Source organism: Burkholderia sp. BCC1640 (assembly GCF_902833125.1).
Classification (GTDB): domain Bacteria; phylum Pseudomonadota; class Gammaproteobacteria; order Burkholderiales; family Burkholderiaceae; genus Burkholderia; species Burkholderia diffusa.
Genome location: NZ_CADFEF010000035.1, coordinates 64,800 through 79,006 on the forward strand (window position 1 = coordinate 64,800; position 14,207 = coordinate 79,006).

Genomic DNA, 14,207 nt, shown 5'->3' on the forward strand with positions numbered 1-14,207 from the left:
CCGTCGCCGCACGAGGTCGCGCACAGGCACATCAGGCGGTGCTCAGAACTTCCACAGGATGTTGCCGAGCACCGCGTTGTCACGCACGCCGCTGCCGTACTGGCCGCTGAACGTGAGGCCGAGCGTCAGGCGCTTCGTGATGGCCGCGTCGATACCCGCTTCGAGCACCGCGCTGTCGCGAGCAATCGGCACGCCCGACACCTGGAACGACGTACCGCCGTTCGCGAACGTGAACGCCGACGACGGCTGCACGTTGCCGAACGCGTGCCGCCAGCCGACCGTCCCGCGCGCGGTGAACGTGCCGCTCGCGATCGTGCCGAGCTGCGACGCGGCACGCACGCCGAGCGTCGAAAAACCGACGTGGGTCGTCTCGCCGCCGGCGCGCAGCGCGGCCGCGCCGCCGCTTTCCGTATAGCCGTCGGTATGCAGGTTCACGTAGGCAAGACCCGCGAACGGTTCGAGCGCGACCGGCCCGACCGGCAGCGCATAGCCGACTTCGCCGAACACCTGCGCGGAATTCGCGTTGTAGCCGGCCGAATCGTGATCGGAGAAGCCCGCGAAGCCCGGATTGCGGTCGCTGTTGATCCGGTACCACGTGTACGACGCGCCACCGCGCACGCCGAGCGCACCGTATTGCGCGCCGCCGTACAGCGACAGGTAATAGCTGTTGACCGACGCCGACGAACTCTGGTCGTTGTCGAGCGAGCTGTGCGTGACGCCGGCGGCCAGGCCGGCGCGCCACTTGTCGTTGAGCGCCATGTCGGCACCGGCGATGAAGCCCGTCATGCTGCGGTTGATCGCCGACGTGTTGCCGTCGCCCGCGAGCCTGCTGCGGCCGCCGAACGCCTGCCCCCAGACCACCGGCTGATACGGCGTGCCGCCATAGCATCCTTCGCGCGAACCGATCCGGCGTTCCGGCGGCAACGTCGGGTCGGCGACACCGGCCGTGTTGTCGCCGCACAGCGCGGCGCCGCCCGACGACAGCGCAGCGAGCGGCCCCGATCCGGGCGCGAGGCCCTGGCGCACGCGATCGGTGACGGCATCGCGCACGTAGCGGCTGTCGAGCAGCAGCATGCTCTTCAGGCTCGCTTGCAGTTCGCCGTCGAGCATCCCGTAGGCGCGGCGCGCGGTGGCCGCGTCGGTCGTCAGTATCGTGTCGTACAGCGGATTGCCCGTGCCGAGCGCACCGATCGCGGTCGCGACCGCGCGCTGGTTCGGCGTCGTCGCGACATCGGGCAGCGACGTGCCGTTCGTGACGAGCTGCAGGTACACGTGGTCCGGATCGTAGCTGAGCGTCGGCATCAGGAACGCGTAGTTCGAATTCACCTGGCTGAACGTGCCCTGCACGCCCGACGATGCGGTGAGGATCGTGTACTTCGTGGTCGGCTGGTAGCTGGCCTGGTTCGCGAGCACCTGCACGGTGCCGCCGTTCAGCGTGGCCGCGCCGCTCGCCGCGATGCTGCCGCCCTGCTGCGGCGTGACCGCGACCTGCAGCGTCGAGCCCGGCTGGAACGTGACGTTGCCGGCGACGTTCAGCGCCGCGCCCGGCTGCGACACGGCCGCGAACGCGCCGCTCTGCACGACGATGCCGCCGACCGTGCCGGTGCCCGTCAGCGTCGCGCCGCTCTGCACGGTCACGGTCGACTGGCCGAGCGAACCGTCGACGGCGAGCGTGCCCGCGGCGACGGTGGTGGGACCGCTCAGCGTACTGAGGCCCGTCAGCGTCAGTTGTCCGCTGCCGGCCTGGGTCAGCGAGCCGGTGCCGGACAGCACGCTCGCGAGCGTCACGTGGGCGGACTGGTTGAAGATCAGCGCGCCGTTGTCGACGACATTGCCGACCACGCTGCCCGACGTGCCGCCGTTGCCGAGCTGCAGCGTGCCGCCCGCCGCGATCGTCGTGCCGCCCGTGTACGTGTTCGCGCCCGTCAGCGTCTGGATGCCGGTGCCCGCGACCGTCAGCCCGCCGGTCCCGCCGATCACCCCGCCGAACACGCCGCTGGCGGTTCCGCCCAGCGTCAGCGCGTTGCCGCCGAGGCTCACGTTGCTGCCGGCCACGCCCGACAGCGCGCCGAGCGTTTGCGCGCCCGACGCGCTGCTCAGGTCGAGCGTCGCGCCGGTGCCGGCGAGGTTCATCGTGCCGGTCGCCGCCAGGCTGCCGCCCGCGCCGACCGCCAGCGTGCCCGCGTTGATCGTCGTGCCGCCGGTGTACGTGTTCGCGCCCGTCAGCGTCGTGGTCGCCGCGCCGTCCTTCACGAGCGCGCCCGTGCCGGAGATCGCGCCGCTCAATCCGAGCGTATTGCTGCCGCCGAGCGTCAGCGTCGCGCCCGTGCCGAGAGCAACCGCATTCGTCATCGACAGGTTCGTGTTCGTATCGAGCGTCGCCGCGCCGCCGACGTTCAGCGCGCCGGTGCCGAGTGCCGCGGCGTTGCCGAGCACCAGGCCGCCGCTATTGAGATTCGTGCCGCCCGAATAGGTGCTCGCGCCGTTAAGCGTCTGCGTGCCGGTGCCGGCCAGCGTCAGGCTGCCGGTCCCGCCGATCGCCCCGTTGAACGTGCCGCTGCCCGTCCCGCCCAGCGTCAGCGCGTTGGCGCCGATATTCACGTTGCTGCCGGCCACGCCCGACAGCGCGCCGAGCGTTTGCGCACCCGTCGCACCGCTCAGGTCGAGCGTCGCGCCCGCGTTCGCGAGATTCATCGCGCCGGTCGCGACCAGGCTGCCGCCCGCGCCGATCGCCAGCGTGCCCGCATTGATCGTCGTGCCGCCCGTGTAGGTGTTCGCGCCCGTCAGCGTAGTGGTCGCCGTGCCGTCCTTCACGAGCGCGCCCGCGCCGGAGATCGCGCCGCTCAATCCGAGCGCGTTGCTGCCGCCGAGCGTCAGCGTCGCCCCCGTGCCGAGATCGACTGCGTTGGTGATCGACAGGCTCGCGTTCGTATCGAGCGTCGCCGCGCCGCCGACGTTCAGCGCGCCGGTGCCGAGGGCCGCGGCGTTGCCGAGCACCAAGCCGCCGCTATTGAGGTTCGTGCCGCCCGAATAGGTGCTCGCGCCGTTCAGCGTCTGCGTGCCGGTGCCGGCCAGCGTCAGGCTGCCGGTCCCGCCGATCGCCCCGTTGAACGTGCCGCCGGTCGCCCCGCCCAGCGTCAGCGTGTTGGCGCCGAGATTCACGGTCGTGCCGGCCACGCCGTCCAGCGCGCCGATCGACTGCGTGCCCGTCGTCGCACCGCTCAGGTCGAGCGTCGCACCCGCGTTCGCCAGATTCATCGCGCCGGTCCCCGCCAGGCTGCCGCCCGCGCCGATCGCCAGCGTGCCTGCGTTGATCGTCGTGCCGCCCGTATACGTGTTCGCGCCCGTCAGCGTCACGGTCGCCGCGCCGTTCTTCACGAGCGCGCCCGTGCCGGAAATCCCGCCGCCCAGCCCGAGTGCATTGCTGCCGCCCAGCGTGAGCGCCGTGCTCGCACCGAGATCGATCGCGTTGCCGATCGCCAGGTTCGTGGTCGCATCGAGCGTCGCCGCGCCGCCGACGGTCAACGTGCCGGTACCGAGGGCCGCGGCATTGCCGAGCGCGAGGACGCCCGCGTTCAGCGTCGTGCCGCCCGTGTAGTTGTTCGCGCCGTTCAGCGTCAGCGTCGCCGCGCCGTTCTTCACGAGCCCGCCGCCGCCGGAGATCGTGCCGCCGAGCCCGAGATCGGTGCTGCCGACCACGGTCAGCGTCGTGCCGGTGGCGACGTTGATGCCGTTCGCGAGCGACACGTTGGTGGTCGCATCGAGCGTCGACGAGCCGTTGACGTTCACCGCGCCCAAACCCAGCGCCGCGTTGCTGCCGACAACGAGGTTGCCGCCGTTCAGGTTCGTGCCGCCCGTATACGTGTTCGTGCCGGTCAGCGATTGCGTGCCGGGGCCGGACAGCGTCACGCTGCCCGCACCGCCGATCGTGCCCGCGTAGGTTGCGTTGACGGTGCCGTTGAGCGTCAGCGTGTTGGCGCCGAGATTCACGTTCGTGCCGGCCGCGCCGGACAGCGCGCCGATCGTCCGCGCGCCCGACGCGCCGCCCAAGTCGAATGTCGCGCCCGCGCCGGTCAGGTTCACCGTGCCAGTCGCCGCGAGACTGCCCGCACCGCTCAGCGCAAGCGTGCCGCTGACGATCGTCGTGTCGCCCGTGTAGGTGTTCACGCCGCTCAGTGACAGCGTCGCCGCGCCGTTCTTCACCAGGCCGCCGTTTCCGCTGATCGTGCCGGACAGCCCGAGGTCGTTGCTGCCGCCGAGCGTCAGCGTCGCGCTGTTGTTGAGATTGACCGCATTGTTGAGCGTGACGCTCGCGCTCGTGTCGAGCGACGCCGCCGCATTGACGTTCAGCGCGCCCGTGCCGAGCGCCAGGTTGTTGCCGGCCACGAGGCCGCCGCCGTTCAAGTTCGTGCCGCCCGCATAGGTGTTGGCGCCCGACAGCGTCAGCGTGCCGCCGTCGTTCTTCGTCAGCGCGCCGCTGCCCGACACCGTGCCCGACAGCGTGAGCCCGGTCGCGCCCTGCACCGTCAGCGCGGTGCCGAGCGCCACGTTGTTCGACACGTTGAGCCCCGCCGTGCCCGCCTGCAACGCGCCGCCGTTGGCCGTGATCGTGCCCGTGCCGAGCGACGCGTTGTCGTTGATGATCGCGACGCCGCCCGCGAGCGTCGCGTCCTGCGCGGTCGACGGGCCGTTGATCGTCCAGTTGCCGCTCGTGACGTCGAGATGATTGAAGTTGATGTAATTGTTGACCGCGATCGTGCCGTTCGCGGAGGTGCCCTGCTGCAGGTTCAGCGTGTTGTTGCCGCCCGCGCCGCCGTCGACGATCCCCGTCGCCGCCACGTTGATCGTGTTCGGGCCGATCGTGATGTTGAACGCGCCGCCGGTGCCGCCCGCCGCGTTGACCGACGAGCCCGTCACCGCGTTGAACGTGTTGTTGCTGTTCGCGCCCATCGACACGCCGCCGTTGATCGTGCCCGAGTTCGTGAACGTGTTGCCCTGCCCGGGCGTACCGTTGGTGCCGAGCGACACGCGGCCGTTGATCGTCCCGCTGTTCGTCATGTTGACCGTGCCGCCGCCGTACGCGGCGACCACGGGTGCATCCGCGCCGGACAGCGTCGCGCCGACCAGCGGGTTCGAGCCGATCGTGCCGGTGTTGTTGATGGTCGACGTGCCGCCGGTGCCGTTCTGGACCGACAACGCCATGCCGGTCACGCCGCTGATCGCCACCCCGGTCGAGCCGTTCATCGTGCCGTTGTTGGTGACGGTGGTGCTGCTCGCCGACGCATTGCCGACCACCGCCCCGCTCGACAGCACGCCGAGCCCCGAGCCGAGCGCGGACGGGTCGATCAAGCCGTTGTTGGTCAGCGTGTTGTTGTTCCCGGTCAGCGACATCGCGGTGCCGCCGACGCCCAGCAGCACGCCGACGCTCGCGCCGGGATTGACGGTGACGTTCAGGTTGTTCGCGCTGTTCGCATAGCTCGGCGCCAGCGGATTCGCGACGCCCGAGCAGGTTACCGTGGTGCCCGCCGTGCTGCAGGTCGCGTACGCGGGAACGATGCCCGCGCCGGACAATGCCAGGAAAACCCCCGTCGGCAACAGGAATCTCGGAAACGGTTCCCCGCTCTTCTTCGAATGCGCAATGTTCATGCTTCCCCTCATCATCGGCATGGATGCTGATCGGACCGGCGACAGCGGAAAATCCGGGACGCAAGCGTGCCCTCCGGCGGTCGCGGAACGACGTCGGTTTATTCGTGGATGAACTGCTGGTTAATCGATTCTCGTTTGCGAACGCAAAACTAACCGGATGCCATGATCGTGACCCCTCGTTTTTTTATGCAGCGACTTTCTGGTTGATTTGATTTCCGCCTGCTTTTGTCAGACTAGGCTATATCAAAAAAACGCGGTTTTCCAGTCGATGTTTGGTTATCTGATCGAGGTCAATCGAATGCGTATTTTTTACTTGGGGAAATGCGCGAAGCGACCGGCTTACGCAGGCTTCCCGGTCATTCCGGCAAAATCCGGGGCCAAGCTACCGACGCCGCGGAATCCGTGAAAACACCGATATTTCGCACTGAATCGCCCGCTGGATTTTCGCGGTGCGATATGAATGATGACGGCGGCAGCCGGCACACATTATCCGGATCCATTTCATTTGCTAATTGAAAGCACGGATTTTCAACGTCCCGCCAAGCACGTTCGAATCAGGCGCACATGAAATCGCCGCATTGAAATGAAAATGAAAGCCGTGAAATCGATCGATTCCCGGCCGGCACGGCGTGTTACGAAAACAGGCTCATCAGATAGAGCATCGGCCGGAACGACATGGGTCGCGCATCGGGATCGAGCCACAGGCGCAGCGCGTAGATCGCGTATGCGGGCACTTCCCGCCAGCTCGAATAGATATCGCGCCACTGGAAGCGGCGCGGATACGCGGCGAAGATGTTCGCGGGCGCGATGCCGACCCGCTCGAACGCGAGGCGCGCCCGCGCGAGGTGGTAATACTGGCTGACGATCAGCACGCGCGACATCCGGTGCGCCTGCATGTACGCGCGCGTGTGCTGCGCGGTCGCGAGCGTGTTGTCGCCCTGGTCGTCGACGGCGATCCGGTCGGCCGGCACGCCGCGCGCGACCAGATAGTCGCGCATCGCGGTCGCCTCGTTCAGCCCGGGGCCGTCGATCGCGCCGCTGACGAGGAACGCCGGACACTGCCCGGTGCGATAGCAGCGCACGCCGACATCGAGCCGCGCCGCGAGCACCGGTTTCGGCGCGCCACCGTCGTCGAGCGCATTGCCGAAGATCACCGCGACGTCGGCCGGCGCGCTCGGCATCCGCATCCCGGTTCCGACGAGCACGACGGCCGCGACGATCCACAAACACGCGAATGCGGCCAGCACGCGGCCGATTCGGGCCGCACGGCCCTTCTTGAAACGCTGGTTCAAAGCTGTCGGACTCCTGGGGAAGCGTGCCGCCGGTTTGCACGGCACACGGCCCGGCATGCTGCCACGGCGCGCTCGCGCCTGTCCAGGTAACGCGGTCGACACGACCTGCCGAGCGCGTCCGGAGAATCCGGACGACGTTCGGCATGCTGGAGATTCGGGGTTCGAAAGACGGGCGAGGAACGCCAATGCGCCGGCCCGGCCGGCGTCAATCCACCGGACACGTCGCGAGCCGCCCCATCGCCTCCCCCGCGCCGCGCACCGCGCAGGTGGCCGGCTCGTCGGCGATCCGCGCGGTCAGCCCGGTCTCGTCGCGCAGCAGGCGTTCGAGGCCCGCGAGCAGCGCGCCGCCGCCCGTGAGCACCACGCCGCGATGCGCGATGTCGGTCAGGAGTTCGGCCGGCGCATTTTCCAGCACCGACTTCACCGCGCCGATCACCTGCTTGAGCGGTGCGGCCAGCGCGTCCGCCACGTCGTGGTTGGACAGCTCGATCGAGCGCGGCAGGCCGTCCGCGACGCCGCGCCCGATCGCGCGCGTCGACGTGCGCGGCACCGCGCTGGTGGCCGAGCCGATCGAATTCTTCACGCGCTCGGCGGTCTGCTCGCCGAGCAGCACGCCGTACAAGTTGCGCACGTGGTTGACAATCGCCGCGTCGAACTGGTTGCCGCCCACGCGGATCGCCTCGCGGTAGACGATGCCGCCGAGCGCGATCACCGCGACTTCGGTCGTCCCGCCGCCAATATCGATCACCATCGAGCCGACCGGCTCGGTGACCGGCAGGCCCGCGCCGAGCCCGGCGGCGAGCGCTTCCTCGATCAGTTCGACGTCCGATACACCGGCGGCGAACGCGGCCTCGCGGATCGCGCGGCGCTCGACCGCCGTCGCATCCGACGGCACGCACAGCGTGACCTCGACGCGGCGGCCGAAACGCGAACGCGTGCGCGACATGTCGATGAAGCGGCGGATCATCTGCTCGGCGGCGTGCGCATCGGCGATCACGCCATGCCGCATGGGCCGCACGGCCTCCAGATGCCCCGGCTCACGGCCGAGCAGCGCCTTCGCGAGCTCGCCGACCGCTTCGAGCGTCGGTCGCGCGTCGGTCGCGCCGCCCTTGCGAAAGCAGACGACCGACGGCTGGTTCAGCACCACGCCGCGCTCGTGCGTATAAATCCGCGTACTCGCCGTTCCAGGGTCGATCGCAACGGGTTGCGCAAACAACTTTCCGAACAGCGGTGTCGACATATCAAGCCTTTTTTGAACAAACCGGCCGAAACGGCCAGGCCGCGTCACCGCGGCGCGCTTTTACCGCCCCATCATGGACTTAGCGGCAAATCGTTCCGGTACTTTAGACAATTCCCATGATTTTTTCGCGACGAGATTGCCGAATGTGCGTTTCGGCAGGCCCGCGGCTACGCATCGGCCTCTCGCGTCGCGCTTGTAAAACACGGTAATCTCTCGGTCTTGCCTGCTCCCGGCAGGCGTCCGACGACCGATCACGCCAGGTATTCCTCCATGACAGCGACCGCTTTTCCCCGCTGGCTCGGGGTGCGCCCACTCGGCGCAACGCTCGTTGCGCTCTGGTGCTGCACCGTTGCCGCGCAGCCCTTGCCGGCCGCCGACACCCCCGCCGGCCCCGTGACGGCGGCCACTGCCGCCGCACCGGGCGCGCTCGCCACGACGGCCGCCGCCCCCGCCGCCAAGCCCGCACCGACCTGCAACGCCGACGGCGGCCCGGCCGGCCGCCCGGCGATCGGCCTCGTGCTGTCCGGCGGCGGCGCCCGCGGATACGCGCACCTGGGCGTGCTGAAGGTACTCGAGGAGAACCGTATTCCGATCGACTGCATCGCCGGCACCAGCATGGGCGCCGTGGTCGGCGGCCTGTATGCGAGCGGGATGGCCGCCGACGAGATGCAGAAGCAGCTGTCGGAGGTGAACCTGGCCGACATCGCGTTCGACGTGACCGACCGCGCGGACCTGCCGCAAAGCAGCCGCGAGGACGAGCGACTGTACATCAACAGCCTGACGCTCGGCTTCGGCAAGAAAGGCGTGAAGGCGCCGGTCGGCCTCGTGCAGGGCAACCGGCTGCAGGCGCTGCTCGCGAACTGGACCGCCGCCGTGCCGACCAACCAGCCGTTCGACCAGTTGCCGATCCCGTATCGCGCGGTCGCGACCGACCTGCAGACGGGCCAGATGGTCGTGCTGGACCACGGCTCGCTGCCGCTCGCGATCCGCGCGAGCATGGCGATGCCCGGCCTGTTCGCGCCGGCCGAGATCAACGGCCGCGCGCTCGTCGACGGCGGGCTCGTCAGCAACCTGCCGGTCGACACCGCGCGCCAGATGGGGGCGAAGGTCGTGATCGCCGTCGACATCGGCTCGCCGCTGCGCCCGCTCGACGCGCTCGCGTCGCCGGCCGACGTGATGCAGCAGATGGTCGGCATCCTGATCCGCCAGAACGTGACGTCGCAGCGCAAGCAGCTTGCCGCGCAGGACGTGCTGCTCACGCCCGACCTCGGCGCGCTCGCGTTCACCGATTTCCAGAACGCGAAGCAGGCGATCGCCGCCGGCGCGGCCGCCGCGACCGCGGCGCTGCCGCGGCTCAGGCACTTCGCGCTCACGCCCGAACAATACGCGGCCTACCGGTCCGCGCATGCGCAGCCGCTGCCGCCGCCGATCCGCATCACGCGGATCGAGATCAAGACGACCGGCGGCGTGCCGAAGCGTGTCGTCAGCGACGCGCTGCATGTGAAACCGGGCGACACCTACGATCCCGCGACCGTCAGCCAGGACCTGCTCGGGCTGACGACCGGCGGCAATTTCGAGAGCGTGACGCAGCAGATCGTGAGCCACGGCGACGAGAACGTGCTCGAGATCGATGCGCGGGAGAAATACTGGGGGCCGAATTTCCTGCTGTTCGGCGTCGGGATGTCGAGCAGCTCGACCGACGAGGGCGGCTTCCGCCTGCACGTCGGCTACCGGCGGCCGTGGCTCACCGAATCGGGCCTCGAGTTCCGCGCGGACACGACGATCGGCAGCGATCTGCAGTCGGCGCGCGTCGAATTGCGCCAGCCGCTGCCGGCCGCGTACGGCTTCTACATTTCGCCCTATGCGGAATACCAGCGCCGCTATGTGAACCTGTACGACAACAGCGGCGAGGTGAAGCTGAATCAATACTTGATGCAGACGGCGCGCACCGGGCTCGACTTCGGCCTGCCGATCGCACGGCTCGGCGACTTCCGGATGGGTATCGGCTACGCGACCGGGCATGGCTCGCCGAACTACAACCTGCCATTCCCGTTCGACGACGGCAGCTCGACGCTGATTTGGCCGAGCTTCACGTCACAGGCGCTGACTGCGCGTGCGCGGCTCGTCATCGATCAGCTCGACGATCCGATGTTCCCGCGGCGCGGCTACTACGGCGAATTCCGTGTCGAACGGTCGCTGTGGTCGCACAACACCCAGTCCGCCCAGGACCTCGCCGATGCGTCCAACACGCCCTATACCGAGCTCTACGGCAAGGCAATGATCGCGCAGCAGTTCGGCCGGCACAGCGTCAGCGCGACGATCGAGGGCGGCAAGAGCATCGGCGGCACCAACCTGATCAACGCGTTCAACTTCACGCTCGGCGGATTCCAGCATCTGGCCGCGTATGCGGCCGACCAGCTGACTGGCAACGAACTCGCATACGGCAACGTGACCTACATGAACCAGTTGATGACCTTCAACGCGTCCCCGATCAAGGCGCTGTCGGTTGGCGCCAGCGCGGAAGTCGGCAACGTGTGGTCGAGCGGCGTGAACGTCGGCGGCGGCACGCTCAAGCAGAGCTACACGTTCTTCACGAGCCTGTCGACCGCATTCGGTCCGCTGTACATGGGTGTCGCGCTCGCGCCGGGCGGCCGGCGCAACATCTACCTGCAGCTCGGCCGCACGTACTGACGGCGCTCAGATCGGCCAGCTGATCTCGAAGCGCGCGCCGCCGAGTTCGACCGGATCGACGACCGCGATCCGGCCGTTGTGCGCGTGGAGCACCTGCCGCGTGATCGCGAGGCCGAGCCCGTAGCCGCCCGTGCGGCGGTCGAGACGCACGAACGCGTCGAAGATCCGCTCGCGCTCGCTCTCCGGCACGCCCGGGCCGTCGTCCTCGACGAAGATCGCGATGTTGCCGTGCTCGATCGCGATCCCGACGACGATCCGCGACGCCGCATATTTGCTCGCGTTGCGCAGCAGGTTGCGCATCGCGTACGACATCAGCCGCCGGTCCATCTTCACGCGCAGGTCCGACGCGATCGCGATGCGCGACTCGATCGCGCGCTCCGGATACAGCAGCTGCGCGTCGCTGATCTGGTGCTCGAACCACGCGACCGGCGCGGTCAGTTCGAGGTTCGACTGCAGCGAGCTGTATTCGAGCCGCGCATACGTGAGGCTCATGTCGATCAGCTCCTCGAGCTCGGTCACGTCCTGCGCGATGCTCTCCAGCGCACCGTTGTATTCGGCGGCGGAGCCCGGCTCGCGCAGCATCTCGAGCGCGAAACGCACGCGCGCGAGCGGCGTGCGCAGCTCGTGCGAGATCCCGTTCGTCAGGTCGCGCTGCGCGGCGATCAGCCGTTCCATGCGCATCGCGAGCGCGTTCAGCGTGCGCGCGAGCGGGCCGATGATCACACTGTGCGACTCCCGCGCGCGCGTGTTGAAGCGCCCGCCGGTGAAGTCGATCGCGCGCTCGCGCACCATCACCAGATCCGACCAGACCGGCCGCATCCACCGATACGCGGCGAGCGCGGGCGCGGCGAACACGAACGCGAGCACGATCCAGATATCGCCCGGCAGCGCGTCGAACGCGTGCCACACGACTTCCGGCGACAGCACCACGCACAACGCGAGCGCCGGCACGAGCGCGGTCAGCAGCACGAGGCCGAGCAGATGCAGGTAAGTCCGCACGTACAGGCGCGACCAGCTCGGAATGCGGTCGGCGCGCGTGTCGGTCCACGCGCGGCGGAAATGCAGCCAGCGCCATTTGACATAGCGCGGCGCCGAAAGCGGCGCTGCGTCGGGGTGCGAAGGGGTGCGTCGGATCATCGCGGCTTCCGGCTATCGTGCGATGCGGGGATGCCGCGGCCGACGGCGTCGTGCCGGGCCGGCGTCATTCCCACGCATGCTTGCTGAACTGGTAACCCTTGCTGCGGATCGTCTTGATCCGCTGCGGGTTGCCCGCGTCGTCGTGCAGCTTGCGGCGCAGCTTCGAGATGCGCCCGTCGATCGTGCGGTCGAGACCGTCGAACTCGACGCCGCGCAGCTGCAGCATCAGGTCGTCGCGGCTGACGACTTCTCCCGCGTGGCACACCAGCACCCACAGCAGGTCGAACTCGGCCGACGTGAGGTCGGGTGAGCTGCCGCCCGGCAGCACGACCGAACGGTCGGTGCGGTCGATCGAGAACTGGCCGAACGTGTAGCGCTCCGGCTGCGGCGCGGCACCCTCGGCCGCGCGCGCGGGGACGCGGCGCAGCTGCGCCTTGATCCGCGCGAGCAGGATGCGCGGCTCGACCGGCTTGTGCACGTAGTCGTCGGCGCCGAATTCGAGGCCGAGCAGCTCGTCGAACGGCTCGTCGCGCGCCGTCACCATGATGATCACGCCGTCGTACTGCTTGCGCGCCTCGCGGCAGATCTCGAAGCCGTCCTTGCCCGGCAGGTTCACGTCGAGAATGACGAGATCCGGGCGCGTGGACAGGATCGCCGGCACGGCGGCGTCACCGTGCAGCACAGTGTCGACTTCGTAGTCGTTCTTGCGCAGGTAGCCGGCGATCAGCGTGGACAGGCGGGTGTCGTCTTCGACGAGCAGGATGCGAAAAGACATGGGCAACGGTCGGATCATACGGGGAGACCGTGGCGGCGGCGGGCTTGCGCCGGCCGCCGGCCATCGGCCGAAACGTACCGCATGATACTGCGCCCGCCGATTGCCCGTTTGAAGATCTGGAGAATAAGGGCGCGATGGCTGCCACGCTTGACGAATCGGCGCCGAAACGGTTCCATACGGGCTCTTTGAAAACCGGGCTCCGCGCCCGCCCTGCCTCGTACGCGATGAACTATCAGCCGATCCTCGAACGCATCCATGCCGAACTCGCCCCCTGGATCGGCCAGGGACGCGTTGCCGACTACATTCCCGAGCTCGCGAAAGTGCCCGCCGACAAGTTCGGGATGGCCGTCGTGACGCTGGACGGAAACGTTTACACCGTCGGCGACGCGCAGGAGCGCTTCTCGATCCAGAGCATCTCGAAGCTGTTCGCGTGCACGCTTGCATTCCAGCTGCTGGGCGATGCGCTGTGGGAACGGGTCGGCCGCGAGCCGTCCGGCACCGCGTTCAATTCGCTCGTTCAGCTCGAAAGCGAGCGCGGCAAGCCGCGCAACCCGTTCATCAACGCCGGCGCGCTGGTCGTCACCGACGTGCTGTGCCGCCGCTTCGTCAAGGCCGAGACGGCGCTCGTCGAATTCGTGCGGCGGCTGATCGGTGTTGGCGACGTCGACTACGATTCGCGCGTCGCGCTGTCGGAACTGGAACATGCGGAACGCAACCGCGCGATGGCGCATTTCATGGCGAGCTTCGGGAACATGCAGATGCCGCCCGACACGGTGGTGGACGCGTATTGCCGCCAGTGTGCGATCACGATGAACTGCATCGAGCTTGCGCAAGCGGCGCTGTTTCTCGCGAACGGCGGCATCGCGCCCGTCACCGGCGAGCTGGTCGTCGATGCGAGCTCGGCGAAGCGGTTGTCGGCGCTGATGTTGACCTGTGGCACCTACGACGCGGCGGGCGACTTCGTTTATCGCGTCGGCTTGCCTGCCAAGAGCGGTGTCGGCGGCGGGATCGTCGCGGTGCTGCCGGGTGACATGGCCGTGTGCGTGTGGGCGCCGGGGCTGGATGCGAATGGGAACTCGTTGGCGGGGACGTTGGCGCTGGAGTGGTTGACGACTTATACAGGGAGGTCGATTTTTTGAGGGGGCGGGGTTTGGTTTAGGCGTACTTCATTGGCGCAATGCCGGTGGGTCCATATCGACTCGTGCCGGCGTGCTTAGCGGGGAGGTCGGTTTTCGGCAGCAATCGACCCGGAACGGTCCGTCGACTTTCTCGGTAGCGGTCATTCGCTGTTGGGTTTGGGTGTTGGTATGATTTTGATTTGATCGAGAAGAAAAGAGATTGAACAACGAATGAGACTCGACATCGAGGGCAAAGCGGCCATCATCGCGCCTACGTACACACAGATCGCTCGTGAGCTCAAGTCACT

The 14,207-nt window shown here is 68.3% G+C and carries 7 protein-coding genes; 2 read left to right on the forward strand and 5 right to left on the reverse strand.

Annotated features, from left to right (window positions below; all coding sequences use genetic code 11):
• Positions 1-42: 42 nt before the first annotated feature.
• From HWX25_RS28690 to HWX25_RS28700, 3 genes are all read right to left on the reverse strand, one after another.
• Positions 43-5,646: an autotransporter domain-containing protein gene (locus tag HWX25_RS28690; protein WP_175911817.1), complete on the reverse strand. Its 5,604-nt coding sequence runs from the start codon at positions 5,644-5,646 to the stop codon at positions 43-45.
• Positions 5,647-6,278: 632 nt separating this feature from the next.
• Complete coding sequence (locus HWX25_RS28695) at positions 6,279-6,938, reverse strand: YdcF family protein (RefSeq protein WP_175911819.1); 660 nt, start codon at positions 6,936-6,938, stop codon at positions 6,279-6,281.
• 205 nt (positions 6,939-7,143) lie between these two features.
• Positions 7,144-8,178, reverse strand: a complete 1,035-nt coding sequence (locus HWX25_RS28700; RefSeq protein WP_059526935.1) for a rod shape-determining protein — start codon at positions 8,176-8,178, stop codon at positions 7,144-7,146.
• A gap of 270 nt (positions 8,179-8,448) precedes the next feature.
• Here HWX25_RS28700 and HWX25_RS28705 point away from each other — a divergent pair, with 270 nt between their 5' ends.
• Entirely contained in the window at positions 8,449-10,869 is a 2,421-nt protein-coding gene (locus HWX25_RS28705; RefSeq protein ID WP_059526938.1) for a patatin-like phospholipase family protein, read from the forward strand.
• Positions 10,870-10,875: 6 nt separating this feature from the next.
• Here HWX25_RS28705 and HWX25_RS28710 read toward each other — a convergent pair whose 3' ends face one another.
• Both HWX25_RS28710 and HWX25_RS28715 read right to left on the reverse strand, forming a co-directional pair.
• On the reverse strand, positions 10,876-12,006 hold the full coding sequence (locus HWX25_RS28710; protein ID WP_059526953.1) for an ATP-binding protein: 1,131 nt from the start codon (positions 12,004-12,006) through the stop codon (positions 10,876-10,878).
• 64 nt (positions 12,007-12,070) lie between these two features.
• A complete protein-coding gene (locus HWX25_RS28715; RefSeq protein WP_059526956.1) occupies positions 12,071-12,781 on the reverse strand; it encodes a response regulator in 711 nt (236 codons plus the stop codon).
• Positions 12,782-13,005: 224 nt separating this feature from the next.
• On the opposite strand from HWX25_RS28715, the gene HWX25_RS28720 reads away from it, so the two are divergent.
• Complete coding sequence (locus HWX25_RS28720; RefSeq protein WP_175911821.1) at positions 13,006-13,920, forward strand: glutaminase; 915 nt, start codon at positions 13,006-13,008, stop codon at positions 13,918-13,920.
• Positions 13,921-14,207: the final 287 nt, after the last annotated feature.

Coding starts and splice junctions, on each gene's coding strand:
- HWX25_RS28710 (WP_059526953.1), bottom strand. CDS start 12,006: ATGATCCGACGCACCCCTTCGCACCCCGACGCAGCGCCGCTTTCGGCG.
- HWX25_RS28705 (WP_059526938.1), top strand. CDS start 8,449: ATGACAGCGACCGCTTTTCCCCGCTGGCTCGGGGTGCGCCCACTCGGC.
- HWX25_RS28700 (WP_059526935.1), bottom strand. CDS start 8,178: ATGTCGACACCGCTGTTCGGAAAGTTGTTTGCGCAACCCGTTGCGATC.
- HWX25_RS28690 (WP_175911817.1), bottom strand. CDS start 5,646: ATGAACATTGCGCATTCGAAGAAGAGCGGGGAACCGTTTCCGAGATTC.
- HWX25_RS28720 (WP_175911821.1), top strand. CDS start 13,006: ATGAACTATCAGCCGATCCTCGAACGCATCCATGCCGAACTCGCCCCC.
- HWX25_RS28715 (WP_059526956.1), bottom strand. CDS start 12,781: ATGTCTTTTCGCATCCTGCTCGTCGAAGACGACACCCGCCTGTCCACG.